This is a genomic window from Succinivibrio sp., from assembly GCF_045124615.1.
Classification (GTDB): domain Bacteria; phylum Pseudomonadota; class Gammaproteobacteria; order Enterobacterales; family Succinivibrionaceae; genus Succinivibrio; species Succinivibrio faecicola.
The window spans coordinates 1-14,568 of the sequence record NZ_JBGVMC010000313.1; the positions used below are offsets into that span (position 1 = coordinate 1).

Below are 14,568 nucleotides of genomic sequence, written 5' to 3' on the forward strand. Positions count from 1 at the left end.
AAGGTTGTTATGGACAGAGGATGTGAGATTCCTCGTGGAATGATTATAGGCGAGGATTATAATGCTGATTCAAGACGATTCTATCGTTCTGAAGGTGGTGTTACACTAGTAACACGAGCAATGCTTGCAAAACTCCGCCAGACAGAACCTGAATTGTTTGAGGATTTTGATAACTACAAAGCACCGGTAGCAATGCCGTCTTACTAAATAAAACTTAATGAAAATAGATGAAATTTCCAAAAAGCTCTTTTGTGCAAGTCGCATTAGAGCAGATGTATTGAGCAAGGATCAGACTTTAAATTTTTTAAATTCTGATCCTCTTTATACTTTCGGTTCAGAACAGGACCGCCTAAAGATTTCAATGTGCGCACCGTTGCGCAGACTTCAGCAGAAAACTCAGGTCTTCCCGCTAGATGTAAAGGCAGCTTCAAGAAATCGTCTGACTCATTCTCTTGAAGTATCAGAATATTCACGCCTTATTGCCTTTGCAATTGTAGATGCAGTAAAAGAAGTCGATTTGTCGCCAATATTAAGGTCAATGCTAAACTGCCTTAATAATTCCTCTATGCTTCATGATCTTGGAAATCCACCTTTTGGTCATTTTGGTGAATCTCTGTTAAGAACATGGCTAAAAAAAATAGTGAATGATCAATCAGTAGGAGCAGAGCTGACAAAAGCAGAAAAAGACGATTTACAGACTTTCAATGGAAATGCTCAAGGCTTAAGATTAAGTCATACCATTCAGGATCTTAATCTGACTTTAGGCCAGTATGCTTCTGTTATAAAGGTTCCAAATACAATAAATGAACTTCTTTTAGGTCATGGAAAGGGGTTTAGTGCAAACGGCATTGAATCTGATTATTTTAGCTGGTCATATGCAAATGCAGGAGTATTCCTATCTGAAAAAGATCTTTTAGATGCAATAAGAGAACAGTGTCAGAGGGATTTAAGACATCCTTTTGCAACAATAATTGAGTATTCAGATGATCTGGCATATGTTCTTGCAGATCTTGAAGATGCTTTTGACAGAGGTTTGATAAATCCTCATACAATCATTTCTTTATCAAAACAGCTACAGACATATCCTGAATTGTCTTTGCTGCATGATGTTTTAGGCCCTGAAAGAATAGAAAAACTGTTCAGTAAAGGCAAAACTCAGGCTCTATTCTATCTAAGAGATGTAGTGTCATATTATGTAATAAGAGATTTTGCAAAAGCTGTTGCATCAAATTTAGATTACTTTATTCAGACTGGAGAGCCTGATTTTTCAACCGAATACTATCCTGGTATCACGGTTTTGAAAATGCTTAAGAGTTTTGAATATCAGAAGGTATATAACCACTTTGAAGTTCAGACACTTGACCTGTCAGGTTCAAGCTATATTAAGGGTCTTTTAAAACATTATGAGACATTGCTTTTTGAAAGACATGACGTATTTGTAAAAGAATTGCTAGCCAAAGGTGGTGATCCTTTCTGTATGCGCATAGCATCAAGAATTTCAAGACGTCATAAAGAAACATATCTTAAGAGTCTTGAACTTGGTAAATTCAGTGAAATTTACCTGCGTATACGTCTTATTGTAGATTATATATCTGGTATGACAGATACCTTTGCAGAATCAGAATACAAGATATTAAACGGAATCAATTAACACAATTTATGCAATTTTTTTGATAGAATAGCGCACAAATTAAATTGTATGGATTAAATAAATATGAGCAACGATCAGATTAAACTAACAAGTAACGATCCTGTTTTTGATGACATCAGACCATGTCGTGATGATGAGGTTCAAAGCGAGCTTAAGAAGATTATTTCAGATGATCTTGTACTAAACAGTATTCTAAAGTTCAGATATCCTGTTGCATACAAGCCATTCTCATTTATCTTAAAGCCTCTTGTTAAGGCATATCTGTCTAAAAAAATTAAGAATATCAAGACAATTCGCGATTTTCAGTTAATCGTAGCTGATTTTGTTAAGAATATGTCTGAAAAAACAACAGACGGTGTTGAACTAGTCGGTTTTGATCGTCTTGAAAAGGATAAAGGTTATCTTTTTATCTCAAATCACAGAGATATTTCTTTAGATCCAGCTTATATTGACTATGCACTGTTTGAATCTAAGTTAGATACAGTAAGAATTGCAATTGGTGATAATCTCTTGAGAATGCCAGCTGCAACCTCACTTATGAGACTTAACAAGAGTTTCATTGTAAAGCGTTCAATTGAGGCTCCCCGTGAAAAACTAAAAGCATTCAACCAGCTATCCTCATATATTGGCTTATCTATTGAAGAGGGCAATTCTGTATGGATTGCACAGCGTGAGGGTAGAGCAAAGGATGGTAACGACAAGACAGAAGAAGCGGTTTTAAAAATGATTGGTCTTTATGGCCGTCAGAAGAAAATGGATTTTGCTTCATACATGAAGTCACTTAATATCATCCCTGTTTCAATTACATACGAATATGATCCTAACGATCTGAATAAGGCAAATGAGCTTTATCAGAAAGAAACAAACGGTGAGTACAAGAAAGATCAGTTCGAGGATATTGATACCATCGCTCGTGGTATTCGTGAGTATAAGGGTAGAGTAAAGCTTGTTGCAGGTGAGCCTATTAAGGATGGTTTTGAAACTGCAGAAGACCTTGCTGCTATAATTGACAAATTTATTTGGTCAAATTATGAGCTATATCCAAGTTCACTCTTGAGTTCAGGTACCGATGTTGGTGTATCATCACAGGAGAAGGAAAAGTTTCTTCAGAGAATCAATCAGTATCCAGAGCATTTACGTGAGCGCATCAAAGCAATGTATGCAGCTCCAGTAAAAAATAAGGAAAATGCATTAAAGAATGTTTAATCCTGTTTATAACGCAGACGGAAAAATTAGTTACTTCCGTGTATTGTGTCTGTCAGTAGCCTTCGGATGTCTAATCTGTGGCTGTATGGTAGACAATGAAAAGAAAACTGTACAGAGATCAAAGAGTGTAGAATCTGTGCAGCAAGAGACTGTTCTACCTGCAATTGAACATGATTATAAACAGATAAGAACACTAGCATTAGAAGAATTTACTTTTGATGTTGAATATCTGCAGACATGTGGAACCTTAGACAGGGGCTTTGACAACTGTGTAGTAGAGTTGTCAGATTCTTTAAAGCCATATTATTCATTGAATCTTGATGCATCAGCAGATGGTTATAAGATCGCATTTGTTGCAAATGAAAATAGCAAGAATGAGCTTAAGAATTTTGAGTCAGATTCAAATGGAGATATCAAAATAGTTGATTCTGATGGAAACTTCGATAGGCAAGCTCTGTCTGAACTGAAAAAAGCAAAAGGTAAATTTAAAATCATCAGGGATACGGATAATCAAGATGGTCAGGCAGCACCATCAGGTCTGTCTCCAATGGTACGTAATCTTTCAAAAAGATAATTCTTTTTTATATCATTAAACAGAGTTTCTATACATCATTTGGTGTATTGAATTTGTTTATTATTTATAACATAATCCTTTTTGCTCAAATAAAGCATCTAGCAACAGTTGAATAAAATAAGAGAAAAACTAATATGAAAATTACCAAGGATACAGTTGCAACTATCAGTTATACAGTTACTAAGACTGATGGACAGGTTGTAGGCAGAACAGAAGCTAATGCTCCTGTATGCGTTCTTATCGGTCATGGCTTTTTAATTAAAGGTCTTGAGCAGGCATTACTAGATCATAAAAAGGGTGATGAATTTGCTTTTACCTTAGAGCCTAAAGATTCATATGGTGAAATTGATAAGAACCTGATTCAGACTATCGATAGAAAATTATTCGGTGATTTTGATATCGCTGTTGGCAATGTTTTTGAAGCAGACAGCTCAAACGGTCCTATGGCTGTTGTGATCAAAGAAATTACTGATGATAAGGTTGTTGTAGATGGAAATCATCCTCTAGCTGGTATGACCTTAAATTTCCTAGTTGTTGTAGATGATGTTAGAGAAGCAACAGAAGAAGAATTAAAACACGGTCATGCTCATGCAGACGGCCATTGCCCATCTGAGCATCACCACTGCTGCTGCGGTGGCAAGCACCATCACCACGAGGATGGTGATCATGAATGCTGTGGTGGTCACCACCACGAGGATGATGATCATGAATGCTGTGGCGGACACCATCATGAGGATGGTGAACACAAGTGCTGCGGTAAACACCATCATTATGACGAAGATAGTGAACATCACTGCTGCTGTGGCAAGCATCACCACTAATTAGAAAAAATGATTTATAATACAGGCTCCTTGTGTGGAGCCTTTTTGGTATTTTTATTATGAAATTTATAATCAGACTTTTTCCTGAAATCTCAATCAAGAGTAAGCCAGTTCGTAATCGTTTAATAAGACTGGTTAGACAGAATATTGTAAATGTATGTAAGCATCATAATATTGCTGTAAACGCATTTGCTCAGTGGGACAAGATAGTTGCTGTATTTGGTACTGAAGATGCTCCTGTATCAAAAGATAGAGCAATAACTGAGTTATCTAGAATTCCTGGTATTCATTCTTTTATGGAAGTAAATGAATATCCATTTACAACTCTTGATGATCTGTTTGAGACTATCAAGGATGAAGTTGGCCCTTCAATTATAGGCAAAACCTTTGCTGTTAGAATTAAGAGAAAAGGTCAGCATGAATTCAATTCACAGATGGCTGAACGTGTTATCGGTGGAAAGTTCAAGGCTGCATTTGAAAACAAAGGTGTATGCCTTTCAGATCCTGAAGTTCTCATTCATATTGAGATTGAGCACCAGACTGCATACCTTTCAGGTGAAAAGCATCTAGGTATTGGTGGTTATCCTGTAGGTTCTCAAGGCGAGGTTTTCTCATTAATTTCAGGTGGTTTTGACTCAGGTGTTTCAACTTATGATGTTCTTCATAGAGGATGCAGAGGTAATTATCTGTTCTTCAACATGGGCGGAACAGCACACGAAATTGGCGTAAAACAGGAAAGTTATTTTATCTGGGACAGATATGCTTCATCACACCGTGTAAAGTTTGTAACTATTCCTTTTGAGCCAATTGTAGGTCAGATTTTAGAGAGAACTCATCATGGAGTAAGAGGAGTGATCCTAAAGCGTATGATGATGAGAGTAGGCTCTCTTGTTGCAAAGAAGTTTGATGCTGAAGCATTGGTAACTGGTGAGTCATTAGGTCAGGTATCATCACAGACACTACGTAATCTAACCCATATTGATGATGTATGCGATGTTCTACTGATAAGACCATTAATTACAGCTGATAAGCAGGATATTATCGATAAGTCACGTGAGATCGGTACTATCGGTTTTGCTGAAAGCATGCCGGAGTACTGTGGTGTAATATCTGATCATCCAAATGTCTGCCCAACAGCTTCTTTTGTTGAAGAAGAAGAGGCAAAAATGGATGAAGGCCTAGTACTGCAGGCTGTTGAGAATATGAAGGTAGTTGATATTACTGATATTCCAACAAATACATCTAAACTTAAAACGGAGATTGAGGTTGTAGAAAATCTTCTGAAATCTGATGTGGTTATTGATGTAAGAGCTCCAGATGATGTTGAAAAAGCTCCATTAAAAGATCTTGAAAATGAGGTAATTGTACTTCCTTTTTATAAGATTGCTTCAGAATTCAATAAGCTTGATAACATGAAAACCTATGCTCTGTTCTGCGATCAGGGGGTTATGAGTACTATGCAGGCAAAGCAGTTAAAAGAAAAGGGCTACCATAACGTAAAGGTTTGGCGTCCTGCTAAATAACTGCTTTAAGTAAGCTACATAGAAAAAGGTGCAATTGTACTGACCACTGTAAATTGCACCTTTTTTGTTACAGTAAAATGTAGCTTGTCAGTTACTGTTAATTTCTTCGACAATGTTTGTATTGGCTGCTTTTACAGCTGGGTAGAGTGCAGCTAACGTTCCCATTATCAATGCACAGAATCCTACTGTTGCAATGTCTGTAATGTGTATTACTGTAGGAACAAAGTTAATAAAATAGACATCTTCATTTAGAAGCTGAATTGAAGTCCATTTTTCGAAATTTGCAGTAACATATGGTGTAAACAGAGATATTAGTGTTCCTGCAATTATTCCATATGTACAGCCTTTAAAACTGCTAAGTAGTCCCATCAGAGTAAATGTTTTTATAATGAATTTTTTATCAGCTCCCATTGTCATGAGAATTGCGATTTCTTTTCTTTTTTCGTTTACTGTCATAACAAGATTGGAGATGATATTAAAGCAAGCTACACAAATCACCAATATCATAGCAAGATACATAATACCTCTTATCATATTGATATCTTTGTATAGTTTTCCATGAGTATCAAGCCATGTTGTAATTTCACTTTCTTGAGGTATTACTCTAGCAATATCATAAGCTACATTATTAACAATCAGCATATCATCTGTTTTGATATGTATTGTATTTGGATACTCCCTGTTTGACATTTCTAATGCTGCATCAAGTGAAATAAAAGCAAAATTGTTATCTATCTGACCTGCTGTTTTAAATACACCAGCAACAGTAAAATCCTGCATATTAAAAGCTGATAATTCAGAAGCATTATCAGCTTTATCAATACAAGCTACCTTAATTGTATCGCCTTTTTTTACATTTAGTTTTTTTGCAATTCCATTTCCAAGAATTATCTGTTTTGGTTTAGATAAAATATCATCAGAGAATTCTTTAGTGAATTTTTCAAAGTTGATTACTCTTTGCTTTTCATCAGAATTTACACCGATAATCATTGCAGGAACGAAGCTTCTGCTATCTGTTATTGCACCTTTAAGTACAATACTTTCATTTACCGAAATCACATGTTTTGTTTGTTTTATGGTTGAAACAATATTTTTGATATTTGTATAACCTTCAGGTTCATATGATGTTAGAGTGATTGAAGGCACCAGTTCTAAGACTCGGTTTTTAAGCTCTCTTTCAAAACCGTTCATTGCTGACAGACCAAGAATAAGAGAGCATACACCAATACTGATACCTAAAGTAGATGCAAGTGACATAAACCTTGCAAGAGGCCCGTATTTTTTGGATTTTAAAAATCCAAGTGCCAATTTAAAGGTTAGCTTACTCATGAATGATACCATCCTTCATGGTATAAACTCTGTCGCACTTTTCGCTAAGAGAATTGTCATGAGTTACGATGACAACGGCAATTTTGTCTTCCTTTACAAGTTTTTCAAATAATGAAAAAACCATCTGTGCATTCTTTTCATCAAGATTACCTGTTGGTTCATCAGCAAGAATTAGTTCTGGATTGTTTGCAAGAGCTCTTGCTATTGCAACACGCTGTCTTTGTCCACCAGATAGTTCAGACGGTCTTGAATCTGCTTTTTCTGATAAAGCAACTTTTTCAAGTAACTCAAGTGCTCTTTGTTTTGCATCATTCTTGTTAATACCTGCAATAAGCATAGGCATCATTACATTTTCAAGTGCAGAAAAATCACTTAGCAGATGATGAAACTGGTAAACAAAACCAAGATGAATATTTCTAAATGCCGCTTTCTTTTTGTCAGAAAGTTTTAAGAGCTCTTCACCTTTATAGATAATCTCTCCGCTGTCAGCCTTATCTAATGTACCTAGAATATGCAGTAAAGTAGATTTTCCAGATCCTGACTTTCCTACAATTGCTGTCAGTTCATTTGAATAAATATCAATATTTACACCTTTTAGAACATTTGTTCTGATTTTGTCTTCATTGTAGGTTTTTATGATATTTTTAGCTTGTAGTAAAGGATTGTTCATTATTTATCCTCTGTTTAAGTTCAATACAGGATCTGCCTTTGCCGCTCTTGAGGCAGGATACAGAGTAAAAATGAGGCTCATCAGTATAGAGCCAATTGCAACATAAATTAGGTTTGTCATATCGATACTTGCGCTGACAGCTGACATTGTTCCCATAGAATTCATGTAGGAAACAACAGCATATGTTAGTGGTATTCCGATGATTACACCTATAAAAGTACCGAGAACACCTACGATAAGCCCCATCAGAATGAATATTCCTTTTATTTTTGTGTCAGATAAACCGATTGTTTTTAAAATAGCAATTTCATTCAAACGGGATGTAACCATCATAGATAGTGCAGACAGGATATTAAAAGCTGCAACAATAATTATGAGAGCTAGCATTATGGTCATTGTTACCTTTTCAAGAGCTATTGCCTTGAAAAAATCTCCCTGATAGTCACTCCAGAGATTATATGAAACATTATTCTTATCAAGGTATTGTTTTACCTTATCAATTTTAAATGCGTCTTTTGTATATATTCTCAGCTTTAAACTGTTTTCTCTAAGTCTAAACAGCCTTCTGACATCATCAATGTTTCCTATTACAGTTGCGATACTGTTGTTTGTGTTTGTTGAAGGAAAATAATATTTCAAAGTGAAAATTCTCTGAGATGGAGTAATACCAAGAGGCGTATATCTTGAGTTGATAGTGCTGATGAGTCTTGCCTGAGTGTTCAGTCTTATGTTGTTATCAAGATAGACACTAGCCATGGCGTTGAGCTGATAAGATCCTTTTTTAGGAATTCTTACAAGATCAAGATCGCTTTTAAAAATTCCATTTTTCAGTTTTAAATTATTTTCATCGATGCCCTGAACATATACTAATGAAAGCCCACCTGGAGTTTGCAACAGTGCCTGCTCCTGAATGAATGGTGATACAGCAAGAACATCATCAAATTCAAGAAGCTTATCTGAAGACTTAAAGTTATCTGCAATTATATGTGGTGTGATACTGAGTATTCTGCTCTTAAGATTACTGTGCAATCCCTGCATTATTGCAGTATCTACAATAAGTGCTGCCACGCCAAGAGCAATGCCTGCTACAGAAATAAAGGCAACGAACTTTGCGAATTTAAGAGTTTTGCTCCTAAATATGTACTGGAGTGCAATTTTAAAGGTTAAGTATGAAAACATATTATTTCTAGATTAAATACAAACACACTAATTGTAACACACAGAAAATATGAGCTAACTTATGATTGTTATTAATACAGTTATTCAATAGATAAATCTTCTCAATAATATGTCGATAGATCTTCAAATATGTGAAAAAATGTGGCAAATCAAAAAAATGCTGTTTTCAAAAAAATTTTTTCATTCCTAATTAAACTTTTTTACTGATAAGCCGTTAATAAAATACCAAGTGGCAATTTTGGAAAAAACAAATTACCGTATAGTTGTACTATAATTAATGTTACAGAAAATAGAGGAGAAGCTATGAGTAAATTGTTTAAGCTCAGTGCTATAGCAATTGCTATCAATTTAGCTTGCTTCTCAGCACCTTTAACTTCACATGCAGCAAAATATGATATGGTGACCAGTACAAAAGCAATGGTTGCCAGGGATGCTTTGCAGTCTTTTGACATGTCGTCCATGACAAATAAGGCTAAAGATGCAAGTACAGATATGTACACGCCTGATATCATGAACGCAATCATTGAAAACAATAAACTTGAATATATTGTTTTAAAGCAGGACCGATGCCAGTTCACTGCAGATATTGAAGATAGAGCAAGACTAGTTAAGAGTCCTGTTTTTATGTATGCCTGGGGGCAGATGCTCCTTAAGGGAATATGTGTTAGGGCAGAGCGTGACCTTGCACTCGGATACATAAGAAGAGCGGCTGATGATGGTTATGCTCCTGCTATGGTTCAGATGGCGGAATATTTTGAAAAGGGAACTTTTATGCACAAGAGTTTCTCCCTTTCAGAACAGTATATGCACACAGCTGCTGCATTAGGTTCAAAAACAGCACGCCTTAACTGGGCTGATATGCTTATCAGAGGATATGGCTCTCCATCCTTGTATGAAGAGGCTTATGCATGGCTTTACCACAGCCAGTATGAAGATGAATACTCTCAGATGAAGAAGATTTATTTAGAGTCACAGCTTAAAAAATTCTTACCTCCGAATGTAATTGCAAGAAATGAGGCTTTTGAGCCTGATATATAAAAAACAGAAAAGATACTGCATGCCTGGACCAAATCCAGGCATTGTTTTTTGAAAAAACAATAATCTGTTATAATGCTGATAACTATCAGAAATTTTTTAAGGATTACTAATGTTTGACAATCTAACAGAGCGCCTTAACCGCACTCTTAAAAACATAAGCGGTAAAGGTCGTATTACAGAAGACAACATTAAAGATACTCTTCGAGAAGTTCGTGTTGCCCTGCTTGAGGCAGACGTTGCACTTCCAGTTGTAAAATCATTCACTCAGAGAGTTAAAGAGCGTACTTTAGGTACAGAGGTTGCTTTAAGTCTTACACCAGGTCAGGAATTCATCAAGGCTGTTCATGCTGAACTAGTCGAAACAATGGGGGGTACAACACAAGAGATTAACCTTGCCCATCAGCCTCCTGCAGTAATACTGTTAGCAGGTCTTCAGGGTGCAGGTAAGACAACATCTGCTGCAAAGCTTGCCTTATATTTAAAAGAACGTCTCAAGAAAAAGGTTTTAATGGTATCAGTTGATACTTACAGACCGGCAGCTATGGATCAGTTAAAGACTTTATCTTTAGAGATAAATGTTGACTGTTATCCATCTTCACCAAAAGACAAGCCAGAGGATATTGCAAAAGCAGCTCTTCAAGAAGCAAAGTTAAGAGCATATGATGTTCTTATTGTTGATACTGCAGGTCGTCTTGCTGTAGATGAAGAAATGATGGATGAGGTCAAGAGACTTCATGCACTTACAGATCCTGTAGAAACACTGTTTGTTGTTGATGCAATGACAGGTCAGGATGCAGCTAATACAGCAAAGGCATTTAATGATGCTTTAGCACTGACTGGTGTTATATTAACCAAGGCAGATGGTGATGCTAGAGGCGGTGCAGCCTTATCAGTAAGAGAAATTACCGGCAAGCCAATCAAATTTATTGGTATGGGCGAAAAGGTTGTTGCCCTTGAGCCTTTCCATCCTGACAGAATCGCATCTCGTATTCTCAATATGGGTGACATTCTTACCTTAATTGAAGATCTTCAGAGAAATACTGATGTTGAAAAAGCCAAGAAGATGGCTGAAAAGCTAAAGTCAGGTGAAGGCTTTACATTCGAGGATTTCAAAGATCAGATCGCTCAGATGAAGAAGATGGGCGGTATGACAGGATTGCTAGACAAACTGCCAGGAATGGGAAATATTTCTGAGCAGATAAAAGATAAAGTCAACGATAAGCATATTGCTCATATGGAAGCGATAATCAACTCAATGACTAAAAAAGAGCGAATCCATCCAGAGATCATCAAAGGTTCAAGAAAGAAGCGAATCGCAATGGGCGCAGGTGTAGAAGTTCATGAGGTAAATGTTCTTTTACGTCAGTTTGAAATGACCCAAAAGATGATGAAGAAAATGGGTAAGGGTGGTATTCGTAAAATGGCAGGTGCAATGCGCGGTATGATGGGTGCTATGGGTGGCATGGGCGCAATGAATAACCTGTTTAGAAGGTAATTTTTTCTGGCAGAAATTCTGTCAGATTAACTCTCAGTTGCTATTTTTTCACTCTCTTTGTTTGAGAACTTGATTTTTTTGAAATTAAGTGTAAAATATGGCAACTGTTTTTTGTAAGGTGACAATTGTCACAATTGTCATGATTTTTATTTTTATATAGGTACTAGCGAAATGGTAGTCATTCGTTTACGTCGTTTAGGCGCTAAAAAACGTCCTTTCTATCACGTTATTGTTGCAGACAGTCGTTTTGCAGCAACTGGCCGTTTCATTGAGCAGGTTGGTATTTTCAACCCTGTTGCAAACGGTAAAGAAATCCGTCTACGTTTAGATTTAGAAAGCATCAATGCATGGATTGCAAAGGGTGCACAGCCATCAGACCGTGTAAAGCGTCTTTTAAAGGAAGCTGAACTTGGTGAAGAGGCTGTTTTAAAAGCTAAGGAAGAGAAGCACGCTAAGGTAGTTGCTGCTCGTAAGGCTGCTGCAGAGGCTAAGGCAAAGGCTGAGGCTGAAGCTGCACAGGCTGAACAGGCTTAATAACTGCTAAATATGGCAGATACTCCGCGTCAAATGGGAGCTTTAGGCTCTTCATTTGGAGTAAAAGGTTGGATGAAAGTTCGATCTTTTACGAGCCAACCTGAGAACCTTTTTGACTACTCGCCATGGTTTATACGTCAGCGCGGGATGGAATGGCGCGAGGTTCAGGTTGAAGAATATAGACCACATGGTAACGGTTTTATCGTTAAATTAGATGTGGCCTCAACTCCAGAGGAGGCGAAAGCTTATGCTGGAGCTGAGATAGGGATCAGGCGTTCAAGCCTGCCACCTGTACCTGAAGGTACCATATATCTTGCGGATCTTGTTGGATGCACCGTATATGGTCTTGAAGGTGTAATGCTCGGCAAAGTGTCGGGAATTAGGGATTATGGAGCTGCTCCTATTATGGTAGTGTCTCCCTCTGACCACCTGGCTAAGGAAAGAAATGATGATTTTCTAATTCCTTATGTCGTGGGCCCAATTGTCAAAGCAGTTGATCTCGAAGCTATGACAGTTGAGGTTGAGTGGGGTGTTGATTACTAAGATGTATTTCGGTGTAATTACACTCTTTCCTGAGATGTTTGATGCAGTAACCAAATATGGGGTTACTCGCAGAGCTTGTGAAAATGGACTGATTACAGTCAATTGCACAAATCCTCGCGATTATACCTTAGATAAATTTGGTAATGTTGATGATAAGCCATATGGCGGTGGACCTGGTATGCTTATGCAGGTTCAGCCACTGTCAGATGCTATCAAGGCAGCAAAAGCTCAAGCACCGGATGGAACAAAAGTTGTCTGCATGTCTCCTCAAGGAGTGCAGCTAAATCACTCTCTGGTCACCAAATTCCACAGTTGGGGCTCAATTATTCTTATAGCAGGTCGCTATGAGGGTATTGATGAACGCGTCCTTCAGACTGAAGTCGATCTGGAGGTTTCGGTCGGTGACTATGTCCTGTCAGGGGGTGAACTTCCTGCCATGTGTATCATCGATTCAGTTTCAAGAATGGTTCCTGGTGTTTTAGGAAACATTCAGAATGCCAATGAGGATACTTTTGCAAAAGGTCTTCTTCATTTTCCTCAGTATACTAGACCAGAGGAAATCAACGGTCTTAAGGTTCCTGAGGTTCTGATGAGTGGACATCATGAAAAGATTCGTTCTTGGCGTTTAAAGCAGTGTTTGGGAAGAACCTTGCAAAGGCGTCCTGATCTGCTTGAAAACCGTACTCTTACTAAGGAAGAAATTAAACTTCTTGCTGAGTATAAAAAAGAGCATGGTTTAGAATAAGTTTTTTGTTTTTACTTAATGGTAGGTATTTCAAAATGGCAAGCAACCCAATTATTGATCAGCTTGAGAAAGAGCAAATCCGTACAGACATCCCTGAGTTCAACCCAGGTGACACCGTACGTGTTGAGGTTAAGGTTGTTGAAGGTGATAAGACCCGTTTACAGGCTTTTGAGGGTAACGTTATTGCTAAGCGTAACCGTGGCTTAAACTCATCTTTCACCGTTCGTAAGATTTCATCAGGTGAAGGTGTTGAGCGTGTTTTCCAGACAAACTCACCAATGATCGCTTCAGTTAAGGTAACACGTCGTGGTGACGTTCGCCGTGCTAAGTTATACTACTTACGTGACCGTTCAGGTAAGTCAGCACGTATTCGCGAGAAGATCAATTAATTCTTTTTACGAATATAATCTTTATTTGGCACCCGGTTTATCCGGGTGTTTTCGTTTTTATAATACTAGAATCTATTCTTGTTTACCTCTTAAAAATTGGCATTTATCCCTAAAAAATGAGATAATCGCAGTATTAATTTTTTTTAATCGTCAAATGTCAAAATATTGGTAAATATCAATGGATAAGTTAGAACAAGCCAGATTAGACGGTATTGAGGCAGCAAATAACGCAAAGAATTTACAAGAGTTAGATGCTGTTCGTGTAAATCTGTTAGGTAAGAAAGGTATTTTTGCCTCCTTTATGCAGGAACTATCAAAGTTATCTGCACAGGAGCGTCCAGAACGTGGTGCACTAATCAACCAGGCAAAGCAGGCTGTAGTTGCTGCTGTTGAAGAGCGCAGAGCAAGCATTGAGAATGCTGCTTTACAGGAGAAATTATCTAAGGAAACCGTTGATATTTCTCTTCCTGGCCGCCATAGAGAATATGGCAACATTCATCCTATCAGCAGAACTATAGAGCGTATCAAAGAAATCTTCGGTTCAATGGGCTTCTCAGTTGTAGGTGGTCCTGAAATTGAGGATGATTATCATAATTTTGATGCTTTAAATCTTCCTCCAAATCATCCTGCCCGTTCTTCACAGGATACATTCTCAGTTGAGAACGGTCTTCTGTTAAGATCACAGACATCTTCTGTTCAGGTGCGTACAATGGAAACTCAAAAACCACCTATCAGAATTATCGCTCCAGGTCGTGTATATCGTAATGACTATGATATGACCCATACCCCAATGTTCCATCAGGTTGAAGGCCTTCTAGTTGAAGAGCATACCTCATTTGCTGAATTAAAGGGTGTATTAAATGAGTTCTTA

The 14,568-nt window shown here is 37.4% G+C and carries 14 protein-coding genes and 2 pseudogenes; 13 read left to right on the top strand and 3 right to left on the bottom strand.

The annotated features are described in order from the left end of the window. The 6 genes and pseudogenes from glgC to thiI all read left to right on the top strand — a co-directional run. Positions 1-207: pseudogene (gene glgC, locus ACJML3_RS08170) on the top strand (glucose-1-phosphate adenylyltransferase); the annotation flags it as partial. A gap of 70 nt (positions 208-277) precedes the next feature. Next, on the top strand, positions 278-1,651 hold the full coding sequence (gene dgt / locus ACJML3_RS08175; protein WP_406022239.1) for a dGTP triphosphohydrolase: 1,374 nt from the start codon (positions 278-280) through the stop codon (positions 1,649-1,651). A gap of 63 nt (positions 1,652-1,714) precedes the next feature. After that, positions 1,715-2,857 carry a 1-acyl-sn-glycerol-3-phosphate acyltransferase gene (locus tag ACJML3_RS08180; RefSeq protein ID WP_406022241.1) on the top strand — a complete coding sequence of 381 codons (1,143 nt, stop codon included), beginning with the start codon at positions 1,715-1,717 and terminating at the stop codon, positions 2,855-2,857. After that, entirely contained in the window at positions 2,850-3,431 is a 582-nt protein-coding gene (locus ACJML3_RS08185) for a hypothetical protein (protein ID WP_406022243.1), read from the top strand. Before ACJML3_RS08180 ends, ACJML3_RS08185 begins: the two co-directional genes overlap by 8 nt. A 134-nt stretch (positions 3,432-3,565) precedes the next feature. Next, entirely contained in the window at positions 3,566-4,252 is a 687-nt protein-coding gene (locus ACJML3_RS08190; RefSeq protein WP_406022245.1) for a peptidylprolyl isomerase, read from the top strand. A 59-nt stretch (positions 4,253-4,311) separates the two neighbouring features. Then, entirely contained in the window at positions 4,312-5,775 is a 1,464-nt protein-coding gene (gene thiI / locus ACJML3_RS08195) for a tRNA uracil 4-sulfurtransferase ThiI (protein ID WP_406022247.1), read from the top strand. Between the two features lie 87 nt (positions 5,776-5,862). Here the strand turns inward: thiI and ACJML3_RS08200 are convergent, their stop codons facing one another. The 3 genes from ACJML3_RS08200 to ACJML3_RS08210 are packed head-to-tail and all read right to left on the bottom strand — an operon-like array spanning position 5,863 to position 8,953. Next, positions 5,863-7,104 (bottom strand): ABC transporter permease, encoded by a 1,242-nt coding sequence (locus ACJML3_RS08200; protein ID WP_406022249.1) that lies wholly within the window; start codon positions 7,102-7,104, stop codon positions 5,863-5,865. Then, positions 7,097-7,774 (bottom strand): lipoprotein-releasing ABC transporter ATP-binding protein LolD, encoded by a 678-nt coding sequence (lolD, locus tag ACJML3_RS08205; protein ID WP_219936665.1) that lies wholly within the window; start codon positions 7,772-7,774, stop codon positions 7,097-7,099. The genes ACJML3_RS08200 and lolD overlap by 8 nt, the downstream gene beginning before the upstream one ends. Positions 7,775-7,777: 3 nt before the next feature. Beyond that, the gene (locus ACJML3_RS08210) at positions 7,778-8,953 is read right to left on the bottom strand and encodes an FtsX-like permease family protein (RefSeq protein ID WP_219936668.1); all 1,176 of its coding nucleotides are present in this window, start codon (positions 8,951-8,953) and stop codon (positions 7,778-7,780) included. Between the two features lie 303 nt (positions 8,954-9,256). Here ACJML3_RS08210 and ACJML3_RS08215 point away from each other — a divergent pair, with 303 nt between their 5' ends. The 7 genes and pseudogenes from ACJML3_RS08215 to ACJML3_RS08245 form a co-directional block, all read left to right on the top strand. Continuing rightward, the gene (locus ACJML3_RS08215) at positions 9,257-9,991 is read left to right on the top strand and encodes a tetratricopeptide repeat protein (protein WP_219936671.1); all 735 of its coding nucleotides are present in this window, start codon (positions 9,257-9,259) and stop codon (positions 9,989-9,991) included. A 109-nt stretch (positions 9,992-10,100) separates the two neighbouring features. Beyond that, a complete protein-coding gene (ffh, locus tag ACJML3_RS08220; RefSeq protein ID WP_406022252.1) occupies positions 10,101-11,486 on the top strand; it encodes a signal recognition particle protein in 1,386 nt (461 codons plus the stop codon). Between the two features lie 171 nt (positions 11,487-11,657). Continuing rightward, positions 11,658-11,891, top strand: a pseudogene (gene rpsP / locus ACJML3_RS08225) (30S ribosomal protein S16); the annotation flags it as partial. Positions 11,892-12,032: 141 nt separating this feature from the next. Continuing rightward, positions 12,033-12,563 (top strand): ribosome maturation factor RimM, encoded by a 531-nt coding sequence (rimM, locus tag ACJML3_RS08230; RefSeq protein WP_406022254.1) that lies wholly within the window; start codon positions 12,033-12,035, stop codon positions 12,561-12,563. A gap of 1 nt (position 12,564) precedes the next feature. Next, positions 12,565-13,308, top strand: a complete 744-nt coding sequence (trmD, locus tag ACJML3_RS08235; RefSeq protein ID WP_219936682.1) for a tRNA (guanosine(37)-N1)-methyltransferase TrmD — start codon at positions 12,565-12,567, stop codon at positions 13,306-13,308. Positions 13,309-13,343: 35 nt separating this feature from the next. After that, positions 13,344-13,697 (top strand): 50S ribosomal protein L19, encoded by a 354-nt coding sequence (gene rplS, locus ACJML3_RS08240; RefSeq protein ID WP_219936684.1) that lies wholly within the window; start codon positions 13,344-13,346, stop codon positions 13,695-13,697. Between the two features lie 178 nt (positions 13,698-13,875). After that, a partial coding sequence (locus ACJML3_RS08245; RefSeq protein ID WP_406022257.1) for a phenylalanine--tRNA ligase subunit alpha occupies positions 13,876-14,568 on the top strand: 693 nt, incomplete at its 3' end.